This is a genomic window from Prevotella sp. P4-51 (genome assembly GCF_002251455.1).
Taxonomy (GTDB): Bacteria; Bacteroidota; Bacteroidia; order Bacteroidales; family Bacteroidaceae; genus Prevotella.
In genome coordinates, this window is record NZ_NPJM01000055.1 from 43,652 (window position 1) to 67,826 (window position 24,175).

The following is a 24,175-nucleotide window of genomic DNA, read 5'->3' on the forward strand; positions in this document are numbered from 1 at the left end:
TTACCTTTGCCCCCGAAATTTAACTATTAATAAGATTATGAATGACAATCGTGCGCTCAAGGCCCATCTGAGTCTGCTCTTCGCCGAAATCTTTTGGGGCCTTATGGCTCCGGTGGGCAAGGATGCCATGGCCCACGGCATCGACGGCATCTGTCTGGTATCGCTCCGCGTGGCAGGCGCCGCGCTGCTGTTCTGGACGGCGTCGCTCTTTGCGCCCCGTGAGCGCATGGCACGCCGCGATGTGCTGTTGTTGGCTGTGGCGGCACTGTTTGGCATCGTGTTCAACCAGTGCATGTATACCATCGGACTGGGCATCACCTCGCCCGTCAATGCCAGCATCGTCACCACATCGATGCCCATCTTCGCCATGGTGCTGTCGTTCTTCATCCTGCGCGAGCCCCTGTCGGCGATGAAGGCGGGTGGGGTAGCGATGGGCTGTGGCGGCGCCGTCATCCTGATCGTGAGCAGCGTGTCGGCAGCCAACGCCCGGGTGGGCGACTTGCGAGGCGACGTGCTGTGCATGATGGCCCAGTTGTCGTTTGCCCTCTATCTGGCGCTGTTCAGCAAGCTGGTGCGCCGCTATTCCGTCATCACCGTCAACAAGTGGATGTTTCTCTGGGCATCGCTCTACATCCTGCCCATAGCCTCGCCCCACCTGATGGCCAACGACTGGTCGGCAGTGGCTCTTACCACCTGGGCAGAGGCAGGCTTTGTGGTCTTCTTCGGCACGTTTGTGAGCTACCTGTTGATGATGGCTGGCCAGCAGGTGCTGCGCCCCACCGTGGTGAGCGTTTACAATTATGTGCAACCCATCGTGTCGGTCACCGTGTCGGTGCTTACGGGTCTGGCCGTCTTCACGCTGAGTCAGGCGCTGGCGGTAATCCTCGTCTTCTCGGGCGTATGGCTCGTCACCAAGTCGAAGTCGCGCCGCGATGTCGAGCATCCCGAGGTCAAAGATTAATCCCGCCGGGCTGTTTTTTCGCATTATCATCAGAGATTTTATCATTTTTATCCCCTTCGGCTCGGCAGAAAGTGCTAACTTTGTAGCATCATAGACAGCAATTACTAATTTATTATAAACGATGATGAAACAAAAGACACTTCTTATTGCTCTGGCGCTGATGGGAGCGGTTACCGCCTCGGCGCAGAAGCATGACGGCGGGCTCAGCAATGATATGCTCGCTGCCATCCGCAAGGCTCAGCCTACAGCGGCTCAAGACAAGGCGCTCTTCAATGCCATTGCCGCCAACTCTATCGACGACCTGGCCAAGAATTATGCTGCCAAACGCCCTGTAGACACCCACTTCAGCAACGAGACTCCCAAGCAGAAGATTCACAACCAACGCAGTTCGGGCCGCTGCTGGATGTTCTCTGGCTTCAATGTGCTGCGCGCCAACTTTGCCAAGCAGCATCAGGACAGCCTCTGTGTAGAGTATTCACAGGCTTATCTCTTCTTCTACGACCAGCTGGAGAAGGCCAACCTCATGCTCCAAGGCGTCATCGACAATGCCCGCAAGCCCATCGACGACCAGCGTGTGCGCTTCTTCTTCCAGCACCCCATCAACGATGGCGGTACCTTCTGTGGCGTGGCCGACCTCGCCGAGAAGTACGGTCTGGTGCCTATGGCAGTGATGCCCGAGACCTACTCGTCTGACAATACCAGCCGCATGGCAAGGATTATCTCTTCCAAACTGCGTGAGTATGGTCTTGAGCTGCGCTTGATGGTGGCTGCCGGCAAGAAGGCTCAGGACATCCGCAAGCGCAAGACCGAGATGCTGGGCACCATCTACCACATCCTGGCTCTTACCATCGGCGAACCCGTGCAGGAGTTTACCTACGCCTTCACCGACAAGAACGGACGCACCCTGACTCCCGCCAAGCGCTATACCCCCAAGTCGTTCTACGATGAGACCGTAGGCCACTCGCTCAACGGCTCCTTCATGATGGTGATGAACGACCCTCGCCGCGAATACCACAAGACCTACGAGGTGGAGTATGACCGCCACACCTATGACGGCCACAACTGGAAGTATCTCAACCTGCCTATGGACGATATTGCCCAGCTTGCCATAGCCAGTATCAAGGGTGGCAGCAAGATGTACTCCAGCTACGATGTGGGCAAGCAGCTCGACCGCAAGCGCGGCTATCTCGACACTGAGAACTTTGACTACGGCTCGCTCTTCGGCATCACCTTCGGCATGGACAAGGCCCAGCGCATCGAAACCTTCGACAGCGGCTCTACCCACGCCATGACCCTCACCGCCGTAGACCTGGATAAGGACGGCAAGCCCGTGAAGTGGAAGGTGGAAAACAGCTGGGGAGCTGACAACGGCTTCGGTGGATGCTTCATCATGACCGACCGCTGGTTCCGCGACTACATGTTCCGCCTCGTTGTCAACAAGGAGTATGTGCCCGAGAACCTCCTTCGTGAGTTCGACCAGAAGCCGGTAATGGTTATGCCCGAAGACCCACTCTTCGCCGAGGATATGTAAGCACATAATCATCCCCATAACCAGAGCCCGAGTGACGGAGGCCACAGCCTTCTCGCTCGGGCTCTCTCTTTTTGTTATTCGCCTATGAATAATGATATTTTAGTGAGTTTTAACGATTATGGTTAGCCTTCCCCGCCTAATCATGGTAATTTTGTTACCAATTATGAAAAATGTTATCTTTACCCTGATCCTGTCGGCCATGGCGCTGATGCCCGTGCATGCCGACAATAAGCCGAGCAAGCTCTCGGCGCAGGCGTTGTATGCCCAGTTTCAGAACCCGGACAGCCGCTATCGTCCCTTCGTGCGCTGGTGGTGGAACGGCGATGCCGTCGTAGGCAAGGAGCTTGTGCGCGAGCTCCACTTGTTGCGCGATGCAGGCATCGGCGGTGTCGAGATTAATCCCATCTCGCTGCCCTACGGTGCCGACCAACACGGCTACAAGCAGCTCACCTGGCTCAGCCAGCCCTGGCTTGAGGCCCTCGATACCACGCTGACCGAGGCACGCCGCATCGGCATGACCTGCGACCTGCTCATCGGTTCGGGATGGCCCTTCGGCAGCGAGACTCTGCCCCACAAAGACCGTGCATCGGTGCTGCTTACCGCTGCCATCCCTCTGACTCCCGGCCGTCATTACGAGTTCTCCAAGTTTGACCTGTTCAAGCGCCTCGACCCTGGAGTGTCTATCACCAACTCAGCCCGCGAGCCCCGCTTGGAGATAGCTTATCTCGTGCCCGATTCCATCAATGACTTCCGCCAGGCCAAGGATGTCACCGCCGAGTTTGCCAATGGCAACTACGTAGTAGACACCCCCGCCGAGGGCAAGTATCAGCTCTACGCCATGGTGCGTTTCGACTCCTTCGCATCGGTCATCAACGGCGCTCCCGGAGCAGCCGGCAGCATACTCGACCACATGAATGCGGGTGCCGTACGCCGTTATCTCGACAATATGTACAATACCATTGAGACCAAGACTGGTCCCCTCTCGCGCTGGTTGCGTTCGTTCTTCGTCGACAGTATGGAGCTCGAGGGCACCAACTGGACCGACGACTTCCGCGAGGAGTTCAAGCGCCGTCGCGGTTATGACGTGATGCCCTGGCTGCCCTTCACCATGTTCAAGGTAGGACGCCTGGGCGATGTGGAGAGCTATATCTTCGGTGCCAAGAAGGGCCCCGACTTCAAGAACCAGGTAGACCGCGTGCGCTACGACTTCGAGCTGACCAAGGCAGAGTTGCTGCAGGAGCGATATACCAATACCTTCACCTCATGGTGCAAGGAAAAGGGCGTCAAGTCGCGTGCCCAGGCTTACGGACGAGGCTTCTTCCCACTCGAGTCATCCCTCTCCTACGACATTCCCGAAGGCGAGTCGTGGACTACCAACTGGTTGCGCCACCGTCTGGGTGAAGAGATGGGCGATAAGGACTACCGCCGTGGCCGCGGATATACGATGATAGACAAGTATGTCTCTTCGGCAGCCCACCTTACCGGCAAGCGCCTCGTGAGCTGTGAGGAGATGACCAATACGTATCTCGTCTTCAATACCCCGCTCGAACTTATCAAGATAGGCACCGACATGTCGGCCTTCTCGGGTGTTACCCACTCCGTATGGCATGGCTTCAACTACAGCCCGCGCGATGTGGCATTCCCCGGATGGGTCCAGTATGGCAGCTACTATAACGAGAAGAACACATGGTTCCCCTACTGGAAGTATCTGAACAACTACCGTGCCCGCGTGAGCAGCATCCTGCAGAATGTGGACATGCAGACTGACATCGCCATACTGCCCCCCAACGCCGACCTGTGGACCGAGATGGGTGTGCAGACCGAGCCGTTCCCCCGCGACCTCAACGTGACCTATACTTCCCTCATCTGGGAAGCCATCCATAAGAATGGCGGCGGCGCCGACTATCTCAGCGAGAGCATCATCGAGAAATGCGACGTGCGCGATGGCCATCTCTGCTATGGCCCCAAGAGCTATTCGGCTATCTTCCTGCCCGATGTCAAGGGCACTACCCAGGGCGTGATGGACAAGCTGCTCGAGTTTGTCCGTGGTGGCGGCCGCGTGTTCTGCATCGGCACCTATCCCCAGCGCTCGCTCGGTCTGAAGGACTATCAGGAGCGCGACGCCAAGATGCGTGCCACCGTTGACGAGCTCAAGGGCTACGCCGACCGCTTCGTGCTGCTCGAGAAGCCCCAGGACGGCAAGTATCTCGAGTGGTATCGCAACGTGATGGACAAGTATCAGCTCTCCCACGCCGTTACCATTACCAACCCCGACCGCTTTGTGCTCCAGAACAGATACAAGGCCGACGATGGTTCCGACCTCTTCTTCTTTGCCAATGTCAACCTGAAGGACAGCAAGCAGACCGATGTGGTCTTCCCCGAGAGCATGACCCGTGGCAAGTCGGCATGGCTCTACGACCCCGCCGACGGCAAGCGCTACACGCTCAAGCTCGACGGCCAGCGTCTGCACCTCGACATGGGTCCCGCTGAGGCCTTCTTCGTGGTCTTCAACGATGTCAAGGCCAAGGCTCCCGTCTACAAGCGCAAGCCTCTGCAGGGCGAGCAGTACATCGAGTTGGGCAACTGGACCGCCAGCCTGCACCACTCGCGCGAGGGATGGGTCAAGACGATGGCCATGCCCGACAGCCTGCAGGACCTGAAGAACACGGAGTACTCCCACTTCATGGGCGACATCACCTACACCACCACCGTCAATGTGGAGAGCGGACGCATGCCCAAATACCTTAACTTAGGACGCGTGTGCGAGATAGCCGAAGTCAAGATCAATGGACGCCCAGCCGGGGTGCAGTGGTTTGGCGACCGCGTCATCGACGTCGAAGGCATGCTCCATGCCGGTGCCAACACCATCGAGGTCAAGGTGACCACCCTCATGGGCAATTACATGCATACCCTCAAGGACAACAAGGTGGCACAGCGCTATGTAATCAAGCGCAATCACCCTCTGCGCTCTATGGGTCTGCTGGGTCCGGTGCGTCTGTATGAGTAGTTAATTTTTGATTAAAACCGAAAAATAAACGACTATATCTTAGCGGGTATCTATTTTTTGTAGTACCTTTGCAGTCAGCATTTAACGAAGATAAATCAATTATGGCACAAGAAGATGTTTTCAAGAAAATAGTCAGCCATTGCAAAGAGTATGGCTTTGTTTTTCCCAGTTCAGACATTTACGACGGTCTCGCCGCCGTGTATGACTACGGTCAGAACGGCGTTGAGCTTAAGAATAATATCAAGGAATATTGGTGGAAGTCGATGGTGCTGATGCACAGCAATATCGTGGGTATCGACGCCGCCATCTTCATGCACCCGACCGTGTGGAAGGCTTCCGGCCACGTCGATGCGTTCAACGACCCACTTATCGATAACCGCGACTCCAAGAAGCGTTATCGTGCCGACGTGCTCATCGAAGACCAGATAGCCAAGTACGAGGAGAAGATAGACAAGGAGGTTGCCAAAGCCGCCAAGAAGTTCGGCGACGCCTTTGATGAGCAGAAATTCCGCGCTACCAATCCCCGTGTGCTCGAGCATCAGCAGAAGCGCGACGCTCTTCATGCACGTTACACCGAGGCAATGCAGGGTCCCAACCTTGAGGAGCTGAAGCAGATAATCCTCGACGAGAACATTGTAGACCCTATCAGCGGCACCAAGAACTGGACAGATGTGCGCCAGTTCAACCTGATGTTCTCTACCGAGATGGGTTCTGTCTCCGACACTACCAATAAGATTTACCTGCGTCCCGAGACCGCCCAGGGTATCTTTGTCAACTACCTCAACGTGCAGAAGACCGGCCGCATGAAGCTGCCCTTCGGTATCGCACAGATAGGAAAGGCTTTCCGCAACGAGATAGTGGCTCGCCAGTTCGTATTCCGTATGCGTGAGTTTGAGCAGATGGAGATGCAGTTCTTCTGCCAGCCCGGCACGGAGATGAAGTGGTTCGAGTACTGGAAGCAGTATCGCCTCAAGTGGCACGAGGCTCTTGGCATGGGCGCCGAGAACTATCGCTTCCACGACCACGAGAAGTTGGCTCACTACGCCAATGCCGCCACAGACATCGAGTTCCGCATGCCATTCGGTTTCAAGGAGGTTGAGGGTATTCACTCACGTACTAACTTCGACCTCTCTCAGCATGAGAAGTACAGCGGTCGTCAAATCAAGTATTTTGACCCCGAAACCAATGAGAGCTATGTACCTTACGATGTTGAAACCTCTATCGGCGTAGACCGTATGTTCCTCAGCGTGATGTGCCATGCCTACACCGAGGAACAGCTCGAGAACGGCAGCCGCGTAGTGCTCAAGTTGCCCGAGCCACTGGCTCCCGTCAAGTGTGCCGTGCTGCCCCTGGTCAACAAGGACGGACTGCCTGAGAAGGCACAGGAGATTGTCAACGACCTGAAGTTCCACTTCAACACACATATCGAGGCCAAGGACTCTATCGGCAAGCGTTACCGCCGTCAGGATGCCATCGGTACTCCCTTCTGTGTCACCGTCGATGGCGATACCCTTACCGACAACACCGTTACCCTGCGCTATCGCGACACGATGAAGCAGGAGCGTGTGCCTGTAGACCAGCTCCGCGCCATCATCGAAGACCGCGTGAGCATCACCAGTCTGCTCAAGAAGCTCAATTGATTTTTTCACATCCTCCCTGTTGTCCACCGACGGCAGGGAGGATATACATAGTATAATAGATGATAAAGAATATCGTAAAATTCTTATTGATGGCATTGCCTCTCGTGATGGCATCGTGCTCCGAGACCCCCGGCGAGCCCAGCGAGTTTGAGGATTGGCAGAATCGCAATGAGACTTACTTCAACAATCTCTACCAGACAGCCAAGAGCAATCCCGCCAGGTACAAGGTAATACGCAGTTGGGACTTGCCCGAGAATGTGGCCACAAACCCCGACAATTACATCGTAGCCGAAGTGCTCCACGAGGGAACCAGCACCGAGAGTCCTATGTACACCGACTCCGTGACGATACACTACCGTGGTTGCTTTATCCCCACGACATCGTACCCCGCAGGATATGTGTTCGATCAGACATGGACGGGAGACTACGACCTCACCACGATGAACTCCACGACCTACACCGCGTCGACCTTCATCGACGGTTTCACCACAGCGCTGCTCAATATGCACCCCGGCGACCGCTGGCGTGTCACCATTCCCTACGCTCTGGGTTACGGCAAGTCGACCTACGCCCCCAGTGGTGCCACCACATCTATTCCGGGCTACTCTACGCTGGTGTTCGACCTCACGCTGGTTTCGTTCCATCGTCCCGGAACAACCCGACCATAAGCCGAGCTGACGACTGTACAGAAAGCAGATACGCAGCATACTACAATTATCCGCAATACCGACCGACTGGTATTGCGGATATTTTTTTCCCCTATCGTCGCTGTAGCCCTTCCCATCCACAGCCTTGCCGGGGGCAGCAAGCGGCAGGGCACCACCCTCTGTGGGTAGTGCCCTGGCTGCAGTGCTGGCAAGGAGTCTGTCCCTGCGCTATATATATAATAAGGTGGGCGCCTACCCCAAGTACTTGGCGAGAATGTGGGCCTGGTCGCTGCCTTTGAGCTTGAGGATGCAGCGCTCGCGTATCTGGCGCACGCGCTCGCGGGTGAGATTGAACAGGTCGCCTATCTCTTCCAGTCCCTTTTCGGGACAGCCTATGCCGAAGCAGTATCTCACGATGGTCATCTCGCGCTCCTTGAGCACCTTCTGCATGACCTGGCAGAGCTCGTCGGTGAGACTCTTTGAGTCGGCCTCCTTGTCGGGGCTCCATTTGCTGTCGGCCTGTATCGTGTCGGCTATCGTCGTGTCTTCGCCAGACTGCAGGGGCGTGTCGATGCTGGTATGAGGGCCGTGGCTCTTCAGCACCTGACCGATTTTTTCAGGGTCTACATTGGTGATGGCTGCCAGTTCGTCGACCGAGGGCAGCCGCTGGTGTTTCTGCATGAAGTCGTTGGTGGCGTTGGCTATGGTGTGCAGCACGCCCTCCACATTGAGCGGCAGACGCACCATGCGGCCCTGCTCCGAGATGGCTTGCAGCACGCTCTGGCGTATCCACCACACTGCATAGGAGATGAACTTGAAGCCACGGGTCTCGTCAAACTTGTCGGCAGCCTTCATCAGACCTATGTTGCCCTCGTTGATGAGGTCGCTGAGCGCCAAACCCTGGTGCTGGTATTGCTTGGCGACCGATACCACGAAGCGCAGGTTGGAGGTGACCAACTTCTCTCTGGCTTTCTCGCCCTCCGTTCCGCCGTGTTTGATTTTCTGGGAGAGTTCTATTTCCTCTTCTATATTGAGAAGGGGGAATTTGGCTATCCAGGTGAGGTAGGAGCCTAAAGTCTGATCACGATTGGTGATGCTGTTGGATATCTTAAGTTGTCTCATCATTTGTATTAAACTTGTTAGTTGGTTGATGGTCAGTTTGTATGCATTCCCATGTTAAAAGTGGCGCAATATACCATAATTATTCCATATCTCCAAATATTTCTTCATCTTTTTTCGATTTTTCTTCATTGTCCTTGTCTTTTCGGCGTTTTATGCCCCAATCCAGCTGCATCGCTCCGTGGGTAATAGCGTCATTATCACAACTCTGCCGACCCGCTCAGCGCATCTACTGACCATCTTTCCCCTCTTTCCCAGAGCCTTTGCGCCCCTGCCGACCGTCATTGCCGGCTCGTATCGTAAGGCACGAGCCTGCGTATCGTATGATACGGGCTTTCGTTTCTTATGTTACGTGGCCTCGTGCCTTACGATACGAGCTGCTGACTCTCATCTCCAGTCTTGCCGGAGGGCATGGCGGGCCGAGCGGGGGCGGATGGCGGAGCGGGCGGGGGCATGACTCGTCCAGCCAAGGCGGCAAGCGGCTGTCTGCCATGGATATCGGCGGGTGGGCATCAGGCTCTGCTTCCCCGTATCAGCCCCTTGGGCACGCCTATCTACAGCCTCTGGAGCAATAGAGCCAATCTTTGGCATGTTGATGTATATCAAAAATATAATCATTTTGTAAACTTTTTCCATAGGAATGCTTTCTAAATGTCAGAAAACGCTTAACTTTGCATCAGAATTAAGAAATAAGGGTATTTCTGTTCAAGGTAATAAAGATAAGGATAACATTTGCATTTGCATTTAGACATAAGTGATTGTCATAGGTATTAAGTTAGGTAATTAGACATATGCACAGGTGTAGTCGCGATGACTGTCCTTTGCTTTTGGATAACAAAAAGAGAATTTTGAGAGAGAAAATGAAAGTGTAGAAATGCACTTTTGAAGAAGGCGGCTCCACAGAGGGTCGCCTTTTTTCGTCTCCATGCCAGCCACCGCCACATCCGCTCCGCCGCAAGCCGTGCAGGGCGCCAACGCAATGACTGCCGAGCGCCACTGCCATGACGGCGGAGGATTATCGCCATGACGGCGGCGGTCAGAACGGCAGCACCGGGCGCATGGATGATGATGAGCGGCGCATGGGGGCACAAAACAAACACGCAGTAACGGCATCTATGGATGCGGTTACTGCGTGTCGGCTTTATGGGCGAGGCGGTCTACTCTTCGTCCACGTAGTAGTGGGCATAGTTGTAGAAAGGCTCGGTGACTACCTTGTCGCTCGTCTCGGTGTAGGTGTTGCCGTAGCGGTCTTTGGCCACGATGGTGACAATCGCTTTGGGGTCCTTGGGCTGGTAGAAGTACCAGTGGTTCATCTTCAGGTAACCGTTGCGCTTGCTGAAGAAATTGTAGGGATTTGACTTGACATACTTGTGGTGATAGCCCACGGCAAAGGCGTCCTGACAGGGCGTCTTCTGCAGTCGGGTCATCTCTGTCTTCACTCCATTCTCGATGGCGAAGAGTTGCCAGCCCGAGTCGGCGTTGAAGACATTGGCCACGATGATGCCCTTGCCACGCGGCAGGTTCCAGTCGGCGGCATAGCTCTCGCCATTGAAGTCGGTGTCGGCGAGGAAGAGCGTCATCTGGCGGCTCTTGTCCCATCGCGTACCTTTATAATAACAGTCGTCAATCTTGTTACCCTTGACGCTGTAGACGTAATAGCCATTGGGCACACCGTCGATGTTGAGGTTGGACTGCCAGATGTCGCCACAGGCGGCGGCATGACAGCGCTCGAGCACCTTACGGCCGTTGAGTTCTATCTCGTTGTTGATGGCAAAGTGGGTGTGTCCGCAGAAGAGCTGGTAGCCCTTGAACTTGTCGAGCATCAGGAGTATCTTCTCCAGACGGTTGGAGGCGTAGTGGCCCTTGCCCATATCATTGGGATTGGGCTTGAGGGTACGGTTGCCGAAGGTGAAGGGGATGTGGTAGCTCAGCACCACCATCTTGTTCTTGGGCACCAGGCTGAGGTCGCTCTCGAGCCAGGCCATCTGCTCGTCGGTGAGCTCGCCGGGCTGGTAGTAGGCACCGCCCCGGTAGTAGATGACATTGTTGATGCACACATAGTGCACGTTGCCGCGGTCGAAGGAGTAGTCGGTGGGTCCCCATGCCTCTTCCCACTTGCGCTTGAAGAGCGCCTTGCCGTCCTGGTCGTGGTTGCCGATGACCGAGAACGTGCGCATGCGGGTAGAGCCGAGCACGGCGCGCATCTGGCCCTCCAGCTTCTCGTTGTAGCCACCATAGTACTGCACGTTGTCGCCCATGCTGAGCGCATAGACGGGCATGTCGTCGGGCAGCGAGGCGAGGGTCTTCTTGATGTCGGCCATGGTCTCGTCGGTGAAACGGTCTATGTCGCTCTTGCGCACGGCGTTGTCGTTGGGGCCCTGGAAATAGGGGCCATAGGCATTGGTCACCTGCGGGTCGCCGATGACGATGAGCTTGTAGCTTTTCTCCTTGCCTCGGGGCATACGGGTGAGCTGGAAGTCATAACGCTTCACGCTGTCTACTACCTGCCGGTAGAAGCAGGCGGTATTGTCGGTGGCTGAGTGGGTGGGCACCTCGCAGTCGGCGGGCACGGTGAAGTATACAAACTTGGTGGCGCTGTTGTAGGGCAGCTCGTAGTTGCCCTTGGTGTCGGTCTGCACGCAGGTGAACCCGTTGCTCACCACCACCCCGCGCATGGGGCGTCCTTTCTGGTCGGTGATGGTTCCGGTAAACTTCAGCGTGTCATTTTGGGCTGTGGCCTGCACGGGGCTGAGCATGGCGAGCGCCATGGTGGCCAGAGCCGTCAATAGGGTTGTCTTTCTCATGTATGGTTGTCTTGTTGCTGATTATCGTTATAAGCAAAAGCCGCACCCAGATGAAGGGCTGGGTGCGACTTCCGCTTTGATGGTTTTATCTGGTCTTGTTACTTGCCGTAGTAGTGGGCATAGTTATAGAACGGCTCGGTCACGGCGTCCTTGCTGCTTGCGGTATAGGTATTGCCGAAGGGGTCGGTGGCCTCGATGGTGATCACGGCGTTGGCGTCCTTGGGGATGTACGAATACCAGTGGTTCATCTTCAGATAGCCGTTGTTCTTGCTGAAGAAGTTGTACTTGTTGGCTACAGCATACTTCTTGTGGTAACCCACGGCAAAGGCATCCTGTCCGGGAGTGCTCTGCAGACGGGTCATCTCGGTCTTCACGCCGCCTTCCACGGCATAGACCTTCCACTTGGAGTCGGCGTTGAAGATATTGGCCACGATGGTACCCTTGCCCTTGCCCAGCAGCCAGTCGGCGGCATAGCTCTCACCGTTGAAGTCGGTGTCGGCACGGAATACAGACATCTGCTTGTTCTTGTCCCAGTTGGCGCCCTTGTAGTAGCAGTTGCTGATGGTTGCACCGTCCATGGTGTAGACATAGTAGCCGTTGGGGGTACCGTCGATGTTGATGTTGGACTGCCAGATGTCGCCACAGGCTGCGGCGTGGCTGCGCTCATAAACCTCCTTGCCCTCGAAGATTATCTCGTTGTTGACAGCGAAGTGGGTGTGACCGCAGAAGAGACGGTAGCCGGCAAACTGGTTGAGCAGGGTGAGTATCTTGCCCAATCGGGTAGAGGCATAGTGGCCGCTGCCCATGTCGGTGGCACCGCTGAGACGGCGGTTGCCGAAGGTGAGCGGGATGTGGTAGCTCAGCACCACCATCTTGCTCTTGTCGGCCAGCTTCAGGTCGCTCTCGAGCCAAGCCATCTGCTCATTGGTGAGCTCGCCGGGCTGGTAGTAAGTGGCGCCAGAGTAGAAGTATACGTTGTTGAAGCATACATAGTGTACGTCGCCACGGTCGAAAGAGTAGTCGGTGGGGCCCCAGGCCTCTTCCCACTTGCTCTTGTAGAGGGCGCTACCGTCCTGGTCGTGGTTGCCGATGACCGAGAAGAGGCGCATCTTGGTCGAACCGAGCTTGGCGCGGATTTCGGCTTCGAGGTTGGCATTGAAACCACCGTAGTACTGCACATCGTCGCCCATGGTGAGGCCGTAGACGGGGGTGCTGGCGGGCAGCAAGGCGATGGTCTTCTTGATGTCGGCCATGGTCTCGTCGGTGAATCGCATCACGTCGCTCTTGTTAATCATGTTGTCGTCGGCGCTCTCGTAGTAGGGGTTGAACTTGTTGGTCACCTGTGGGTCGCCGATGACAATCATCATGTGGTTGGTCTCCTTGCCGCCGGCGAGCTTGGTGAGCTTGAAGTCGTACTCGTAGGTGCCCTCGGCGAGAGGCAGGTAGAAGTTGGCGGTGTTGTCGGTGGCAGAGTGTACGGGTACCTCGCAGTCGGCGGGCACGGTGTAGTAGACAAACTTGGCGTTGGCGTTGCGGTTGAAGGCATACTTGCCCTGTGCGTCGGTCTTCACACAGGTGAAACCGTCGCTGACTACTACTCCCTCGATGGCGTTGCCGTTCTGGTCGGTCACCTTACCGGTCACGTCGCTGTCGATGGCATTGACGCTGGTAGAGGCTACCGCCTTGAAGGCGCCGGCAGTGAGGGCTACGTCGCCGAAGTGGACGATGTATGCCTTGGTGCCCACCTTGACAGTGGCTTTCAGAGCCTTGATGTCGTTGGGGCAGAGGGCTGCATAGACGGTAAGGCTGTGGCCGTTGAGGGCGAGGCCTTCGGTGTCTATGGTGATGGCGCCCTCTTCGCCGGTCTTCAGCGTAGCGTCGGCGATGTTGAGCGACACATTGTTATATACACCCGCACCCATGATGCTCACGCTTGTGGGCTTGGTGGTCACCTCGTCGGGCAGCGTCATGTCGAGCTTCACGATTGCCATCTTGCGCTGGAAGGTGAGCGCCAGCGGCTCGGTGGCGTTGGGGTCGTAGGTGCCGGTGGCGAAGAGCACGTCGTGGGTAGTGGCGCTACCTTCGCCGGTGAGCTTGCCGGTCTGGAAGTGCAGGTCGTTGACGATGGCGTCGGCTTGGTTATACACATTGGGGTACTGGGCGTAGGCGTAGATGGGGGTGGTGGTGGCTACGTCGCGGTCGAAGTGACCCTTGAAGTTGGCGTTGCTCTTGTCGCTTCCCTTATAGCTTACAAATTTGAGGGTACCACGGTTGGGGTTCACACCTGCATCGGCGTAGATGCTGATGAGGTCGGTCTGTTCCCACTGGGCGGTGAGGGCGCCGCCATCCTCGGTATAACCTACGCGGGTGGGGGCTATCTTGCAGGCGGTGACATCGAAGTCGTTGCCAGGCTCGGTGCCGGGTGTCACCTGTTCCTCTACGTTGCTGCAACCTGCCATCAGGGCAGCTGCGAGCAGTGAATATAATATCTTCTTCATACTTCTTTCGTGTGCTGGATGGGTTGGATTAATTGTTTCCGCCGCCTATCTCTACATCCTTGTAGCCCGAGGCGGTGCGCTTGATGACGATGTCGCCCTGATAGGTCACGGCGTAGGCAGCGAAGTTGGAGGCTGAGTAGCCGCCGGGCTTCTGGCGTATCATGCTGGTGGAAGAGATGCTGTTGTTGTAATAGCGCATCACCTGCAGACCGCAGATATAGAGCGAGGGTGTTTTGTCCGAGGTCTTCAGCTTGTGCATACCGCTGGTATTGGCGTTCCAGCGCACGGTGGTGGTATGACCCACTACGCTCACGGTGCCTGTATACCATGTGTACTGCACGCCGCCGATGGTGGCATACTGGAACGACCAGCCGCCGTTGATCTTGGTGCTCAACTCAGGCATCAGGGCTGCGTACTCTCCGGCATACTGTCCGGTGTAGAGGCGCTGTGCCTTGGTCGAGGTATGGGTGTCGATGAAGATGCCCACGGTAGCCTGCTTGGCAGAGTGGTCGACCTTGGTGAGGGCTTCGGTCTTCAGATTCTCGAAGAGTCCGGTGATGCTCACGTTGTTGGTGGCTTTCTGCGAGTTCTGGCTCAGACTCTCGTATGCGGTGACGGTCTTGCCGGTCTTGTTGACCAGGTTCAGCTCGGTCTTGTTGTTGTAGTTCACGCCATCCACTATCTTCAGGTCGGTGCGGTTGTCGCTGGGCGTGGTGCCTGCGGCGCTCCACTTGCTGTCATAGTTGGTGGTAGAGGCAGAGCCCTTGGTGTAGAATGTCTTGAAAGCTGTCATATCCCATACGCCTGCGAAGTCGGTCTCTTCTATCTGGGTAAGGTCGATGGTGGTCTTCTGGCTGCCGTTGCCGAAGATGAGCTTGGCCTGGCGGGGTGCACCGGTGGTGTTGGCGGTGGCAGATACGATGACCTGGGTACCGTCTGAGGTCACGCTGAGCCAGTCGCTGCCTTCGGCAGGTATGCGCTCGATGGTGGTAATCTTGTACTTGGCCACGTCGTAGGTCTTGCTCCACGCCTTGTTGTCGGTCCAGAGCGATACGTCGGCCAGCTTCTCGTTGCTACGGGTCACGGTGTACAGTTTGCCTGCCTCTACCTGGAAGTTGTCGGTGATGAAGAGGTCATTGTATGCTTCGGCGCTGGGGCCCACGATGTCGGCGCGCATGTTCTTGAGCGTCTGGGGCAGCACGGCGGCATAGAAGGTCAGCTTGTTGCCGTCTACCTTGGCGGCGCTGATGTTGATGTCGCCGGTCGACTGGTTGCTTTCGCTACCGTCCTTCAGCGAGAACCATACTCCTGTGGCGAGGCCGTCGGCTTTGAGCTTTACGGCGTAGGTCTCGGTGGTGGGGGTGAAGGGCAGGATGATGGTGCCGCGGATGAAGCCCACGTTGTGCTTCATGCTCAGGTCTATCTTGCCATTGTTGGTGGGGACGTATTCACCCTTGGCCGACAGCAGGTCATAGTTGCCCAGGTCTTCTATCTTTCCCGTCTGTGTGGTCAGGTCGAGCTTGGCTGTGGCGTCAACGATGGGCGCTGCGACTATCTGGTTGACGGCGAAGAGGGTAGTCTTCCCGGTGGGAGTGCTTGCCAGTGTGCCGGTAAACTCGGCGTTATGGCCGTCGCTGCTTATGGTGCCTGCGGTGAATGTGCTCACGCTGTTCTGCTGGTAGCAGTTTACGGCGAGCTTGTCGTCGGCTTTCCACTGCACCTTGAGTCCGGGGTTGGTGGCTTCGCCCTGCTCACTCAGACCCACACGGGTGCTGGGGAGAGAGGTGCGGATGGTCAGCTTGCCGGTCTGCGGGGTGTCGGGAGTCATGGGCGCGATGTCGTCAGACGAACATGCGGCTACGAGGGCGGCGAGAGCTATGCCGCCAAAGATTTTCTTCAGTTCCATAGTCCCTCCTTCTCTTCTTCGTTGGGTAAAAAACTACTAACGCGATCCATGTCGCCGCCTGGTTCCACGTCAGGAACAGAGGCGTTGCAAATCTCGCTGCCAGTCTCAATGGCGCGGGTTTTGCACAGAGGCTTCACATACGCGTCACGGGTAATAGTGGTTGCATTGTTACTCTTTTTCATGTTGTATCTATATAAGGCACCTGTAGTCATGGGCGCCAAGGTTATTGTTTGTGTGGTTGTGGTAGCGATGGTAGCCGGCAGGGAAAGGATGGCTGGTGCCAGCGGGGCATCGCTCACGATTGTTAGAAAAAACACCTGCTTGTAAAGCGATTACTTTCCAAGCAGGTGCCTGCGGTTTATGGTTTATCCGATAAGTTTATTTGCGTACGAAACTTGTACCGGGCTTGCCCTTGGCATTCACCTGGTATACGTTGGCGTAGCCAGTGGGAATGCCGTCTGCAGTAGCAGTAGCTACAATGTCGATACCGGCAATCTGGTTCATAGTAGCGTCAGAATATTGGCTTACGGTAGAGAATTCTACATTGTTGCCAGCGCGGTTGTAGTACATGAAGGTCTTCAGGTCAGCCTGCAATGGGAACCATGCCCATGCATAGTTGGGATTTCCCAGGTTAACCTCGTCAAACTTCCATGGCTTTGCCCATGCTGCAGCAGTGCGGGTAACCAGTGTAGGTACGAAGCGTGCATAGAGACCCTTGGCAGCGCCTTCTGCTGCTATCTTCTGTGCCTCTTCGGGGCGTGCATCGTAGAATACACCCATCTTGGCCTTCTGGTTCTCATAGTCAATCTCGATACAAGCGTCCATGATGGCATCGAAGTAGAGCCCCTTGATACCTACATTGTTGGTGTGCTTGGTCTTACCGTCAGCGTCGGTCAGAGTGACAGCCTTGCGGGGCTCGCCGATGGTAACATCCCAAGACTTGGGGTCTTGGGTGGCTTTGTGAGCAGAAGCGGCAGCACCAGCAAATACCTTGGTAGTGAAAGTATATGTGCCCTTGAAGTCCTTGGGTTCAATCTGAGTGATGGTAAACTTGACATCGCCTACGGTGATGACACCAGTACGTGGAGCGCCAGTCTCATTGGCCTTGGCGTGTACCTTGCCTGCGGCGTAGGTGAGCCAGTCTGCCTCAGAGTTAACGGTACCGTCTACGGCGTCAGCCACGTCGGCCTCGTTGTCCTTGACCCAGATGGTCTTTTCGGTCTTCTGCTTGGCCATGGCTGTTGCCACGGTATAGAGCTTGCCTGCCTCGAGCTTGTCTGCGTGGTTCTTCAGATACTCGCCAGCATACTTCTTGCCGTCTATCTCGGTAGAAATGTTGACGGTGCTGAACTCGTTTTCATTTACGTTGGGCCAGATGGTCATATAGGCAGTAGCGACATTGCCGCTTACTTCACCTACCTTTACAGTGAATGTAGCTTTGCCCTTGGCGCCTGCAGGAGTACTGCTGCCGCCAGGATTGCCACCAGAAATCTGTACCTTATTATATGTAGCATCAGCCTGTACGGTGAGTGCAGTGCCCTTGGCTACAGTAACGCCCTCGGGGAAGGTGAGCTGCAGCTTGAGTACAGAGGTCTTGGGCGCGAAGGTAACATTGTTCAGAGTGGCGGTATTCTTCTCGGTGTTTACGTCCAGATTGCCTTCGGTCATGGGGTCAGCCTGGAAAACGCTGCGCATGGCGGCGTCTTCAAGAGTACCCTCCTGCTTGCTCAGGTCATTGATGAGCGCGCACTTGCCGGCAGCGGCATCGATGTAAGGAGTGCCACCCTTGGTGGTACCGATGAGGATATGGAGCAGACCGGTTCCTTCGGGAATCTCGGCTATCTGGGCAGAGAACTTGCCAGCAGTACCGGGCTCATAGTTGAGCACGCAGGTCTTGTTGAGCCATTCGCCATTAGCCTTGCGGAAATATACCATCATATAGTCGCCCTCCTGGAACGAGCCCTTCAGGCCCTCGCCATTGGGAGTGAATCCTACACGTGAGCCGGCAACGCTGGCGTTGATAGACAGCTTCATCTTCTTGGCGCCTTCGTCCTGATTGTTGTCTACTACGGTGTTGTCTGTACATGATGCGAACAAGCCGGCAACCATGGCAACGAGAAACATCAATTTCTTCATCATTGTTAGTCCTCCCATAAATTAAAGTTGTCCTTAGGTGCAAGAGCGCCGCCACCTTCGTGGTCGGTATTTCCTGGGTCAACAGTAGATTCTACGGAAGTGTTAAGCAGGCTGTCTGCCTCAATTCCGCGAGTCTTCACGCATGGCTTTACGTACGCGTGCTTTACTCCCTGTAAGCCATCCAATAAGGAGCTGCGTAATGTTTTGTCCATATTATTACTCGTTTAAGTTATTAATTATCAGTTTATATTCACGTTAGTTGGAGTTCTCCCGGTGTGCGGGCGAACTGTCTTCAATTGCGGTTGCACTGTCTTTCATGACAGAATAACTACAATTTGTGAGCAAATCTACTAAAAATCTGTGAAATATAATAGTGTTTTCTTTATTTTTTTTGATTTTCGTCAAAAAAAGTTGCGCAATATTTGCGCACATGGCTATCGATAGACTTGTCAGACGGTAGCGAGGCCCCTCATCCATCTGCCTTTGAAGAGGCGGAAGAGGAATATAGTACCACGGAAAGTGAGCTCTATCGCCATGGCAACCCATACGCCGCGCAACCCATAGGTGGGGGCGAGCAGGGCAGCAAGCGTCAGACGCACGCACCACATCGAAACCAGGTTGAGCAGAGCGGGTTTGATGGTGTCGCCGGCACCCACACACACGCTGTAGGTGACGATAGAAGCGGCGAAGAAAGGTTCAGCAAAAGCCTCGATGCGCAGCACCTCGGTGCCGAGGCGGCGTATCTCTTCGACGGGCGACAGCATGCCTATCATCTCGGGGGCGAAGACATACATCACCACACCCATCACTGCCATCACGCCCATGCCCAGTGCCACGGTCATATAGGCGAAGTTGCGGCACAGGTCTGCGCGTCGCGCTCCATAGGTCTGGCCCACCAGTGTCGACGCTGCGTCGCCGATACCATAGCCCGGCATATAGCAGAGGCTCTCGGCAGTGATGGCAAACGAGTTGGCGGCGATGGCCACGTTGCCCAATGGCGCCACTATCAGTGTGCTTACCACCTGGGCACCACTCATCAGCGCCGACTGGATGGCTATGGGAAGACCCACGCGCAGGGCGTTGCGCACATAGAGCCATACCCAGGTGAAGGGGGCGGTGTCCTGGCGCAGGGCGAGGATGCGGTTGCGCCTCGTGGCAACCCACATCATGGTGAGCGAGATGATGGCAAAGGCGCAGAAGGTGCCCATGGCGGCACCGCGTACGCCGAGTTCGAGGATGTAGATGAAGAAGTAGTTGAACACCACATCCAGTATGCACATCGTGATGCTCAGCAGACTGGGGATGTGCATATTGCCCGTACTCTTGAGCATGGCTGAGTTGAGGTGGAACAGCAGGATAAAGGGCATGGCCAACGAGAAGATGAGGAAGTAGGCCGACGAGTCGCCGGCGATGTCCTCTCCGCCTCCCAGCCAGTAGGGTAGTGCTCCGTGGATGGTAACGCCCACCAGCAGTATCATCATGCTGACCACGGCGCCACACACCAGGGCATGGCGGAATACCTGGCGTGCCCTCACGAAGTCGTTGGCTCCGATGAAGTGGGCCACCTGGACAGAGAAGCCGGTAGATACCGCTCCCATCACACTGCCCATGAGCCAGGTGGTCGACTCGATGAGTCCGATGCTGGCAGAGGCTGCCGCACCGAGGTGTCCCACCATGGCGGCGTCGATGAAGAACATGAGTACGGTGGTGATTTGTGCCAGAATGGACGGTACGCTGAGGTCGACAATCAACCTCAACTTCTCGTGCATGGTCATTGCGTTGCCCATGCGTATCTTTTCCAGCAATATTTCACTCCGTTTTGCCATACCTTATTATATATATGGGTGCAAAGGTACGCATAATTATAGACATAGTCAGTCTAAATGGCAAGAAAAAAGTGTCGCAGGCGGTTGTAGTATGCATAATCAGCGTGATATAGATACAAAAAGATTTGCGGTTTTTCAGGGCTGCGCCCTTTGCGTTTGTGGGTGTCGGCAATGTCGTCGAGAGCACGCTCTCGGCCATTCGCCGCCATCCCCATCCGCGCCTGCCTGTCGGCAGGCTGAAAAGCCGCAAAAACAAAAAGTCCGCCTTTGGCGGTAAAAAAAGTCCGGCTGTCGCCGGTACAAAAACAACTGCAAACAAGGAGCCCACAAGCAGCAGCTACTCTGTAGGAGTTGCGTTTCCCCAGCCCAGGGTTGCGGGCGAAGACCGCTACCCTGGGTAGCTGCCCCACTAACATGGCAACTCTGTAGGAGTTGCGATTAGCCGCAGGCGTTATCCGCAGCAGGATAATGGGCTGAAATGAGTAGGGAAATACCATCAAACTGATAATAACGCCTACGGCTAAACACAACACTTTACCTTTCCGCGTCGCACTGCGCTGCGCCGGTGACCTTTGGTTCAGCGTTGTTATCTCTTTGTGTATCATGACCCAGGGTAGAGGCGCTTCGCACCTCTGCCCTGGGCTATGTAATCGCACCTCCTACAGAGTTGCCATGGGTGCGTGCCATCCACAATAGGCTACATGTGTCGCTGGCATAAATCTGACTACTGGACATCTGGTCTATGCTCACGACAGACGGCATCGCAACCATCCCCAACCTAACTTCGAGGCGTGAAATGGTGAAAGCGTGGTTTGACATGATTGTGGCGCGGCCTGCAATCAATAATTCGCAGTTGGAAATGAAGATAGAGGGCTGCTGCGCTACCTTTGCCTCGTGCCCCCGCAACGCGTGGACAGTCTGGCGGCGAAATAAAAAAACGGGCGCGTTTACAAAGATTATACAAAAAATCTTGGTCTGTCGTGGCAAAACCGCTACTTTTGCACCTTATTAATATATATATGATGAAGACAATGACAAAGATACTGGGGCTCTGCATGGCCCTGATGCTCATGATGACTGTGCCCACGACGGCGCAGACCGCCGATAGCCTTGCTGCCGCCGATGTGACAGCAGCCGATACCACCCTCGCCGCCACCGATTCGCTGACAGCCGGCGCCGACGACCTGCAGGCCATTGCCGACGACGAGGCACCCAGCTTCCACCAGATGCTCAAGACCAAGTTTATCGAGGGCAATGCCGGGTTTATGTCACTCGTCGCCCTCGCCCTGGTGCTGGGCCTGGCGTTCTGCATCGAGCGCATCATCTACCTCGGACTCTCCGAGGTGGACGCCAAGCGACTCATGACCGACATCAAAGACAAGGTGGAAGGCGGCGACCTCGACGGCGCCCGTGAGCTCTGCACCACCACCCGTGGCCCCGTGGCAGCCCTCTGCGCCCAGGGACTCTCGCGCATGGCAGAGCCTATGGAGAACATTGAGCGCACCCTCGTGGCTTATGGCAGCGTGCAGGCCGCCAAGCTCGAGCGCGGCTGCTCGTGGATAGTGCTGTTTATCGCCATGGCACCCTCGCTGGGATTTCTCGGCACCGTCATCGGCATGGTGATGGCCTTTGACCAAATCCAGGCCGCCGGCGACATCAGTCCCGCCATCGTGGCATCGGGTATGCGCGTGGCCCTCATCACCACCATCTTCGGTATCATCGTGGCGCTGGTGCTGCAGGTGTTCTACAACCTTATCCTCTCCAAGATAGACCATCTCACCTGCCAGATGGAGGAGAGCGTCATCTCTCTGCTCGACATCATAGCCCGACACAAAGGAGGTCAAGCATGAAGACCGGAAGCAAACCTACCGAAGCCCTCTCACGCCTGGCGCTCTATGCAGTGATAGGTCTGGCTGTGGTGGTCTATGCCCTCTTTATGCTCATCGGCTATGACCTGCCGCTGGCTACCGACCCCACCTTCAGCGCGCCGCTGCTCACCCCGCTGCTCATCGCCTTTGTAGAGCTGACGATGGTGGCTGCCGTCGTCGCCGCCCTGTGGCTGATGGTAGTGCGCCGTCGTGGCGTGAAGTCGCAGCCTCTGACCAACGGCATCCCTGCACGCCGCATCGTGATGGCGGTGGCTCTCGGCACGGTGGCTCTGCTGGCGATAGGCTTTGCCCTGGGCAGCAGCGTCCCCATCATGGCTAACGGTGCCCGCTTTGCCGACGGACTGTGGCTGAGAGTCGCCGATATGTTCATCTACGCCGGCACGGCGCTCATCGTGGCTGCTGTGGTCGCCGTGGCAGTAGTCAAGAGCAGGAAAGTCAAAGAAAAAAGATAGAAAACCATCATGTTTGCCCGTCGTCACCGCCGCTCGTTCGGCCTCAATACCACCTCGACAGCCGACATCTCGTTTGTGCTGCTCATCTTCTTTCTGGTCACCACGTCGATGGACCAGAACAAGGGCCTGGTGCGCCAGCTGCCGCCTATGGAGCCTGCCGAGCAGACCCCGACAGAGGTGGACCGCCGCGACGTGCTCACCTTCGCGCTGGCTGCCAATGGCACGGTGACGGTAGATGGCAAGCCTGTGGCCGACAAGGATGTCGCAGCGCGCGTGGAGCAGCACGTGACGAGCCGTGGGCTGCGCCATATCATCGCCATCGACATAGACCCCGATGCCGAGTATCAGGCTTACTTCCAGCTGCAGAACAGCATCGTCGAAGCCTACCGCCAGCTGCGCGACGCCGAAGCCCGCCGACGCTATGGGCGCCCCATGAAGGGCTGCACCGCCGCCGAGCGCGACCAGGTGAGACAGGCTTGTCCGCAGCGCATCGTCGAAAACTATATGGAGAAAGGAGGTAGTCGCCCATGAGCATCATCCGTCGCCGCCGCCGTGAAGTGCCCGAGCTGAACACCTCGTCTCTGCCCGACCTGATATTCACCGTGCTCTTCTTCTTTATGATAGTGACCCACATGCAGACCAATGCCGTGCGTGTGCGCTATGATGTGCCCCAGGGCACTCACCTCTCCCGCCAGCAGAGTCGCCAGTGTGTGACCTATATCTACGTGGGAACACCCATAGAGCGGCCTGGCGCCCAGCCCCAGATACAGTTGGGCGACAGGATGGTCGATGCCAGTCAGCTGTCGGCCCTCGTGGCTGCCGAGCGCAGCCGCATGACGCCCGCCGAACAGCAGCGCCATCTGGTCGTCATCAAAGCCGACCGCCATATCCCTATGAGTCTGCTGCGCCAGGTCAAGGACGCTCTTCGCAGCGCCCATGCTACGAGAGTTATCTATACTGCCAATGACAAAAAACGTTAACGCTGTTATTTTGTAACTTTTTTGCGTGGAAACAGAGTAAATTGCGGTAAAAATTAGTACCTTTGCAAGTAAAATATAACTTGCTATGGCATATCGTAATTTAGACTTACTGGACAAGAAGATCCTGAACTTGGTGGCCGATAACGCACGCATGCCTTTTCTTGAGGTCGCTCGTATCTGTAATGTGAGTGGCGCTGCCATCCATCAGCGCATTGCAAAGATGACAAAGATGGGCTTAATCAAGGGCTCCAAGTATGTAATCGACCCCGAAAAGCTGGGTTATGAGACCTGTGCTTATGTGGGCCTTTACCTGAAGGACCCCGCCACCTTTGATGATGTGGTAGAGAAGTTGAGAATGATACCCGAGGTGACCGAGTGTCACTACACCACGGGTGGCTATGACATGTTTATCAAGCTCTATGCCCGTACCAACCATGATCTGCTCAACATTATCCATGACCGTCTGCAGCCGCTGGGCCTGTCGCGTAGCGAGACCATTGTCTCCTTCAATGCGGTGATAGACCGTCAGCTGCCCGTGCCCGAGGACATCATCGAAGATGACGAAGACGATGCAGACTTCGACGATGTCGATGTCGCCGACACCACCGATTAAATCCTTCACCGCCGAAGGGTAACCCCGTATGGACGGCAGTGCCTCCATATCCGAATGTCCCACTCTCCATGACAGAGAGTGGGACATTCGTTTAGGCTCTATAGGCCTGAAACCAAAAGGAGCAGCCTCTGCCAGTGGCGGTGGGCTGCTCCAGATGGTCTGTATG

The 24,175-nt window shown here is 56.0% G+C and carries 19 protein-coding genes; 10 read left to right on the plus strand and 9 right to left on the minus strand.

Going from position 1 to position 24,175, the window contains the following annotated elements:
* The first annotated feature begins 37 nt into the window (after nt 1-37).
* From CIK94_RS08465 to CIK94_RS08485, 5 genes are all read left to right on the plus strand, one after another.
* Nucleotides 38-961, plus strand: coding sequence for a DMT family transporter (locus CIK94_RS08465; protein WP_094422617.1), 924 nt, complete (start codon nt 38-40; stop codon nt 959-961).
* Nucleotides 962-1,085: 124 nt separating this feature from the next.
* Nucleotides 1,086-2,492, plus strand: a complete 1,407-nt coding sequence (locus tag CIK94_RS08470; RefSeq protein WP_094422656.1) for an aminopeptidase C — start codon at nt 1,086-1,088, stop codon at nt 2,490-2,492.
* Nucleotides 2,493-2,655: 163 nt separating this feature from the next.
* Nucleotides 2,656-5,499 carry a glycosyl hydrolase gene (locus CIK94_RS08475; RefSeq protein WP_158216547.1) on the plus strand — a complete coding sequence of 948 codons (2,844 nt, stop codon included), beginning with the start codon at nt 2,656-2,658 and terminating at the stop codon, nt 5,497-5,499.
* A gap of 101 nt (nt 5,500-5,600) precedes the next feature.
* A complete protein-coding gene (locus CIK94_RS08480; RefSeq protein ID WP_094384930.1) occupies nt 5,601-7,139 on the plus strand; it encodes a glycine--tRNA ligase in 1,539 nt (512 codons plus the stop codon).
* Nucleotides 7,140-7,198: 59 nt separating this feature from the next.
* Nucleotides 7,199-7,807 (plus strand): FKBP-type peptidyl-prolyl cis-trans isomerase, encoded by a 609-nt coding sequence (locus CIK94_RS08485; protein WP_094384932.1) that lies wholly within the window; start codon nt 7,199-7,201, stop codon nt 7,805-7,807.
* A gap of 231 nt (nt 7,808-8,038) precedes the next feature.
* Here the strand turns inward: CIK94_RS08485 and CIK94_RS08490 are convergent, their stop codons facing one another.
* The 9 genes from CIK94_RS08490 to CIK94_RS08535 all read right to left on the minus strand — a co-directional run bounded on the left by CIK94_RS08490 (nt 8,039) and on the right by CIK94_RS08535 (nt 20,680).
* Nucleotides 8,039-8,908, minus strand: a complete 870-nt coding sequence (locus tag CIK94_RS08490) for an RNA polymerase sigma factor RpoD/SigA (RefSeq protein ID WP_094422658.1) — start codon at nt 8,906-8,908, stop codon at nt 8,039-8,041.
* 384 nt (nt 8,909-9,292) lie between these two features.
* Nucleotides 9,293-9,523 carry a hypothetical protein gene (locus CIK94_RS08495; protein WP_094422621.1) on the minus strand — a complete coding sequence of 77 codons (231 nt, stop codon included), beginning with the start codon at nt 9,521-9,523 and terminating at the stop codon, nt 9,293-9,295.
* Between the two features lie 539 nt (nt 9,524-10,062).
* Complete coding sequence (locus CIK94_RS08500; RefSeq protein WP_094422623.1) at nt 10,063-11,709, minus strand: calcineurin-like phosphoesterase family protein; 1,647 nt, start codon at nt 11,707-11,709, stop codon at nt 10,063-10,065.
* A gap of 98 nt (nt 11,710-11,807) precedes the next feature.
* The gene (locus CIK94_RS08505) at nt 11,808-14,207 is read right to left on the minus strand and encodes a calcineurin-like phosphoesterase C-terminal domain-containing protein (RefSeq protein ID WP_254046176.1); all 2,400 of its coding nucleotides are present in this window, start codon (nt 14,205-14,207) and stop codon (nt 11,808-11,810) included.
* Between the two features lie 28 nt (nt 14,208-14,235).
* Complete coding sequence (locus tag CIK94_RS08510; protein ID WP_094384938.1) at nt 14,236-16,113, minus strand: BACON domain-containing protein; 1,878 nt, start codon at nt 16,111-16,113, stop codon at nt 14,236-14,238.
* A complete protein-coding gene (locus tag CIK94_RS14080; RefSeq protein WP_094388728.1) occupies nt 16,104-16,295 on the minus strand; it encodes a hypothetical protein in 192 nt (63 codons plus the stop codon). The genes CIK94_RS08510 and CIK94_RS14080 overlap by 10 nt, the downstream gene beginning before the upstream one ends.
* A 196-nt stretch (nt 16,296-16,491) precedes the next feature.
* Nucleotides 16,492-18,252, minus strand: a complete 1,761-nt coding sequence (locus CIK94_RS08520) for a BACON domain-containing protein (protein WP_094422628.1) — start codon at nt 18,250-18,252, stop codon at nt 16,492-16,494.
* Between the two features lie 446 nt (nt 18,253-18,698).
* Nucleotides 18,699-20,075 carry an MATE family efflux transporter gene (locus CIK94_RS08530; RefSeq protein ID WP_094388730.1) on the minus strand — a complete coding sequence of 459 codons (1,377 nt, stop codon included), beginning with the start codon at nt 20,073-20,075 and terminating at the stop codon, nt 18,699-18,701.
* 53 nt (nt 20,076-20,128) lie between these two features.
* Entirely contained in the window at nt 20,129-20,680 is a 552-nt protein-coding gene (locus CIK94_RS08535) for a hypothetical protein (protein WP_094422630.1), read from the minus strand.
* A gap of 417 nt (nt 20,681-21,097) precedes the next feature.
* On the opposite strand from CIK94_RS08535, the gene CIK94_RS08545 reads away from it, so the two are divergent.
* The 5 genes from CIK94_RS08545 (at nt 21,098) to CIK94_RS08565 (ending at nt 24,009) form a co-directional block, all read left to right on the plus strand.
* Nucleotides 21,098-21,925, plus strand: a complete 828-nt coding sequence (locus CIK94_RS08545; protein WP_173845692.1) for a MotA/TolQ/ExbB proton channel family protein — start codon at nt 21,098-21,100, stop codon at nt 21,923-21,925.
* On the plus strand, nt 21,922-22,416 hold the full coding sequence (locus CIK94_RS08550; protein WP_094422636.1) for a hypothetical protein: 495 nt from the start codon (nt 21,922-21,924) through the stop codon (nt 22,414-22,416). The genes CIK94_RS08545 and CIK94_RS08550 overlap by 4 nt, the downstream gene beginning before the upstream one ends.
* A 9-nt stretch (nt 22,417-22,425) precedes the next feature.
* The gene (locus CIK94_RS08555; RefSeq protein WP_022311182.1) at nt 22,426-22,947 is read left to right on the plus strand and encodes a biopolymer transporter ExbD; all 522 of its coding nucleotides are present in this window, start codon (nt 22,426-22,428) and stop codon (nt 22,945-22,947) included.
* Nucleotides 22,944-23,396: a biopolymer transporter ExbD gene (locus tag CIK94_RS08560; RefSeq protein ID WP_094422638.1), complete on the plus strand. Its 453-nt coding sequence runs from the start codon at nt 22,944-22,946 to the stop codon at nt 23,394-23,396. The genes CIK94_RS08555 and CIK94_RS08560 overlap by 4 nt, the downstream gene beginning before the upstream one ends.
* Nucleotides 23,397-23,481: 85 nt before the next feature.
* Complete coding sequence (locus CIK94_RS08565; RefSeq protein ID WP_094387484.1) at nt 23,482-24,009, plus strand: Lrp/AsnC family transcriptional regulator; 528 nt, start codon at nt 23,482-23,484, stop codon at nt 24,007-24,009.
* Nucleotides 24,010-24,175 lie beyond the last annotated feature (166 nt).

Coding starts and splice junctions, on each gene's coding strand:
- CIK94_RS08465 (WP_094422617.1), top strand. CDS start 38: ATGAATGACAATCGTGCGCTCAAGGCCCATCTGAGTCTGCTCTTCGCC.
- CIK94_RS08470 (WP_094422656.1), top strand. CDS start 1,086: ATGAAACAAAAGACACTTCTTATTGCTCTGGCGCTGATGGGAGCGGTT.
- CIK94_RS08475 (WP_158216547.1), top strand. CDS start 2,656: ATGAAAAATGTTATCTTTACCCTGATCCTGTCGGCCATGGCGCTGATG.
- CIK94_RS08480 (WP_094384930.1), top strand. CDS start 5,601: ATGGCACAAGAAGATGTTTTCAAGAAAATAGTCAGCCATTGCAAAGAG.
- CIK94_RS08485 (WP_094384932.1), top strand. CDS start 7,199: ATGATAAAGAATATCGTAAAATTCTTATTGATGGCATTGCCTCTCGTG.
- CIK94_RS08490 (WP_094422658.1), bottom strand. CDS start 8,908: ATGAGACAACTTAAGATATCCAACAGCATCACCAATCGTGATCAGACT.
- CIK94_RS08495 (WP_094422621.1), bottom strand. CDS start 9,523: ATGATTATATTTTTGATATACATCAACATGCCAAAGATTGGCTCTATT.
- CIK94_RS08500 (WP_094422623.1), bottom strand. CDS start 11,709: ATGAGAAAGACAACCCTATTGACGGCTCTGGCCACCATGGCGCTCGCC.
- CIK94_RS08505 (WP_254046176.1), bottom strand. CDS start 14,207: ATGAAGAAGATATTATATTCACTGCTCGCAGCTGCCCTGATGGCAGGT.
- CIK94_RS08510 (WP_094384938.1), bottom strand. CDS start 16,113: ATGGAACTGAAGAAAATCTTTGGCGGCATAGCTCTCGCCGCCCTCGTA.
- CIK94_RS14080 (WP_094388728.1), bottom strand. CDS start 16,295: ATGAAAAAGAGTAACAATGCAACCACTATTACCCGTGACGCGTATGTG.
- CIK94_RS08520 (WP_094422628.1), bottom strand. CDS start 18,252: ATGATGAAGAAATTGATGTTTCTCGTTGCCATGGTTGCCGGCTTGTTC.
- CIK94_RS08530 (WP_094388730.1), bottom strand. CDS start 20,075: ATGGCAAAACGGAGTGAAATATTGCTGGAAAAGATACGCATGGGCAAC.
- CIK94_RS08535 (WP_094422630.1), bottom strand. CDS start 20,680: ATGATACACAAAGAGATAACAACGCTGAACCAAAGGTCACCGGCGCAG.
- CIK94_RS08545 (WP_173845692.1), top strand. CDS start 21,098: ATGAAGACAATGACAAAGATACTGGGGCTCTGCATGGCCCTGATGCTC.
- CIK94_RS08550 (WP_094422636.1), top strand. CDS start 21,922: ATGAAGACCGGAAGCAAACCTACCGAAGCCCTCTCACGCCTGGCGCTC.
- CIK94_RS08555 (WP_022311182.1), top strand. CDS start 22,426: ATGTTTGCCCGTCGTCACCGCCGCTCGTTCGGCCTCAATACCACCTCG.
- CIK94_RS08560 (WP_094422638.1), top strand. CDS start 22,944: ATGAGCATCATCCGTCGCCGCCGCCGTGAAGTGCCCGAGCTGAACACC.
- CIK94_RS08565 (WP_094387484.1), top strand. CDS start 23,482: ATGGCATATCGTAATTTAGACTTACTGGACAAGAAGATCCTGAACTTG.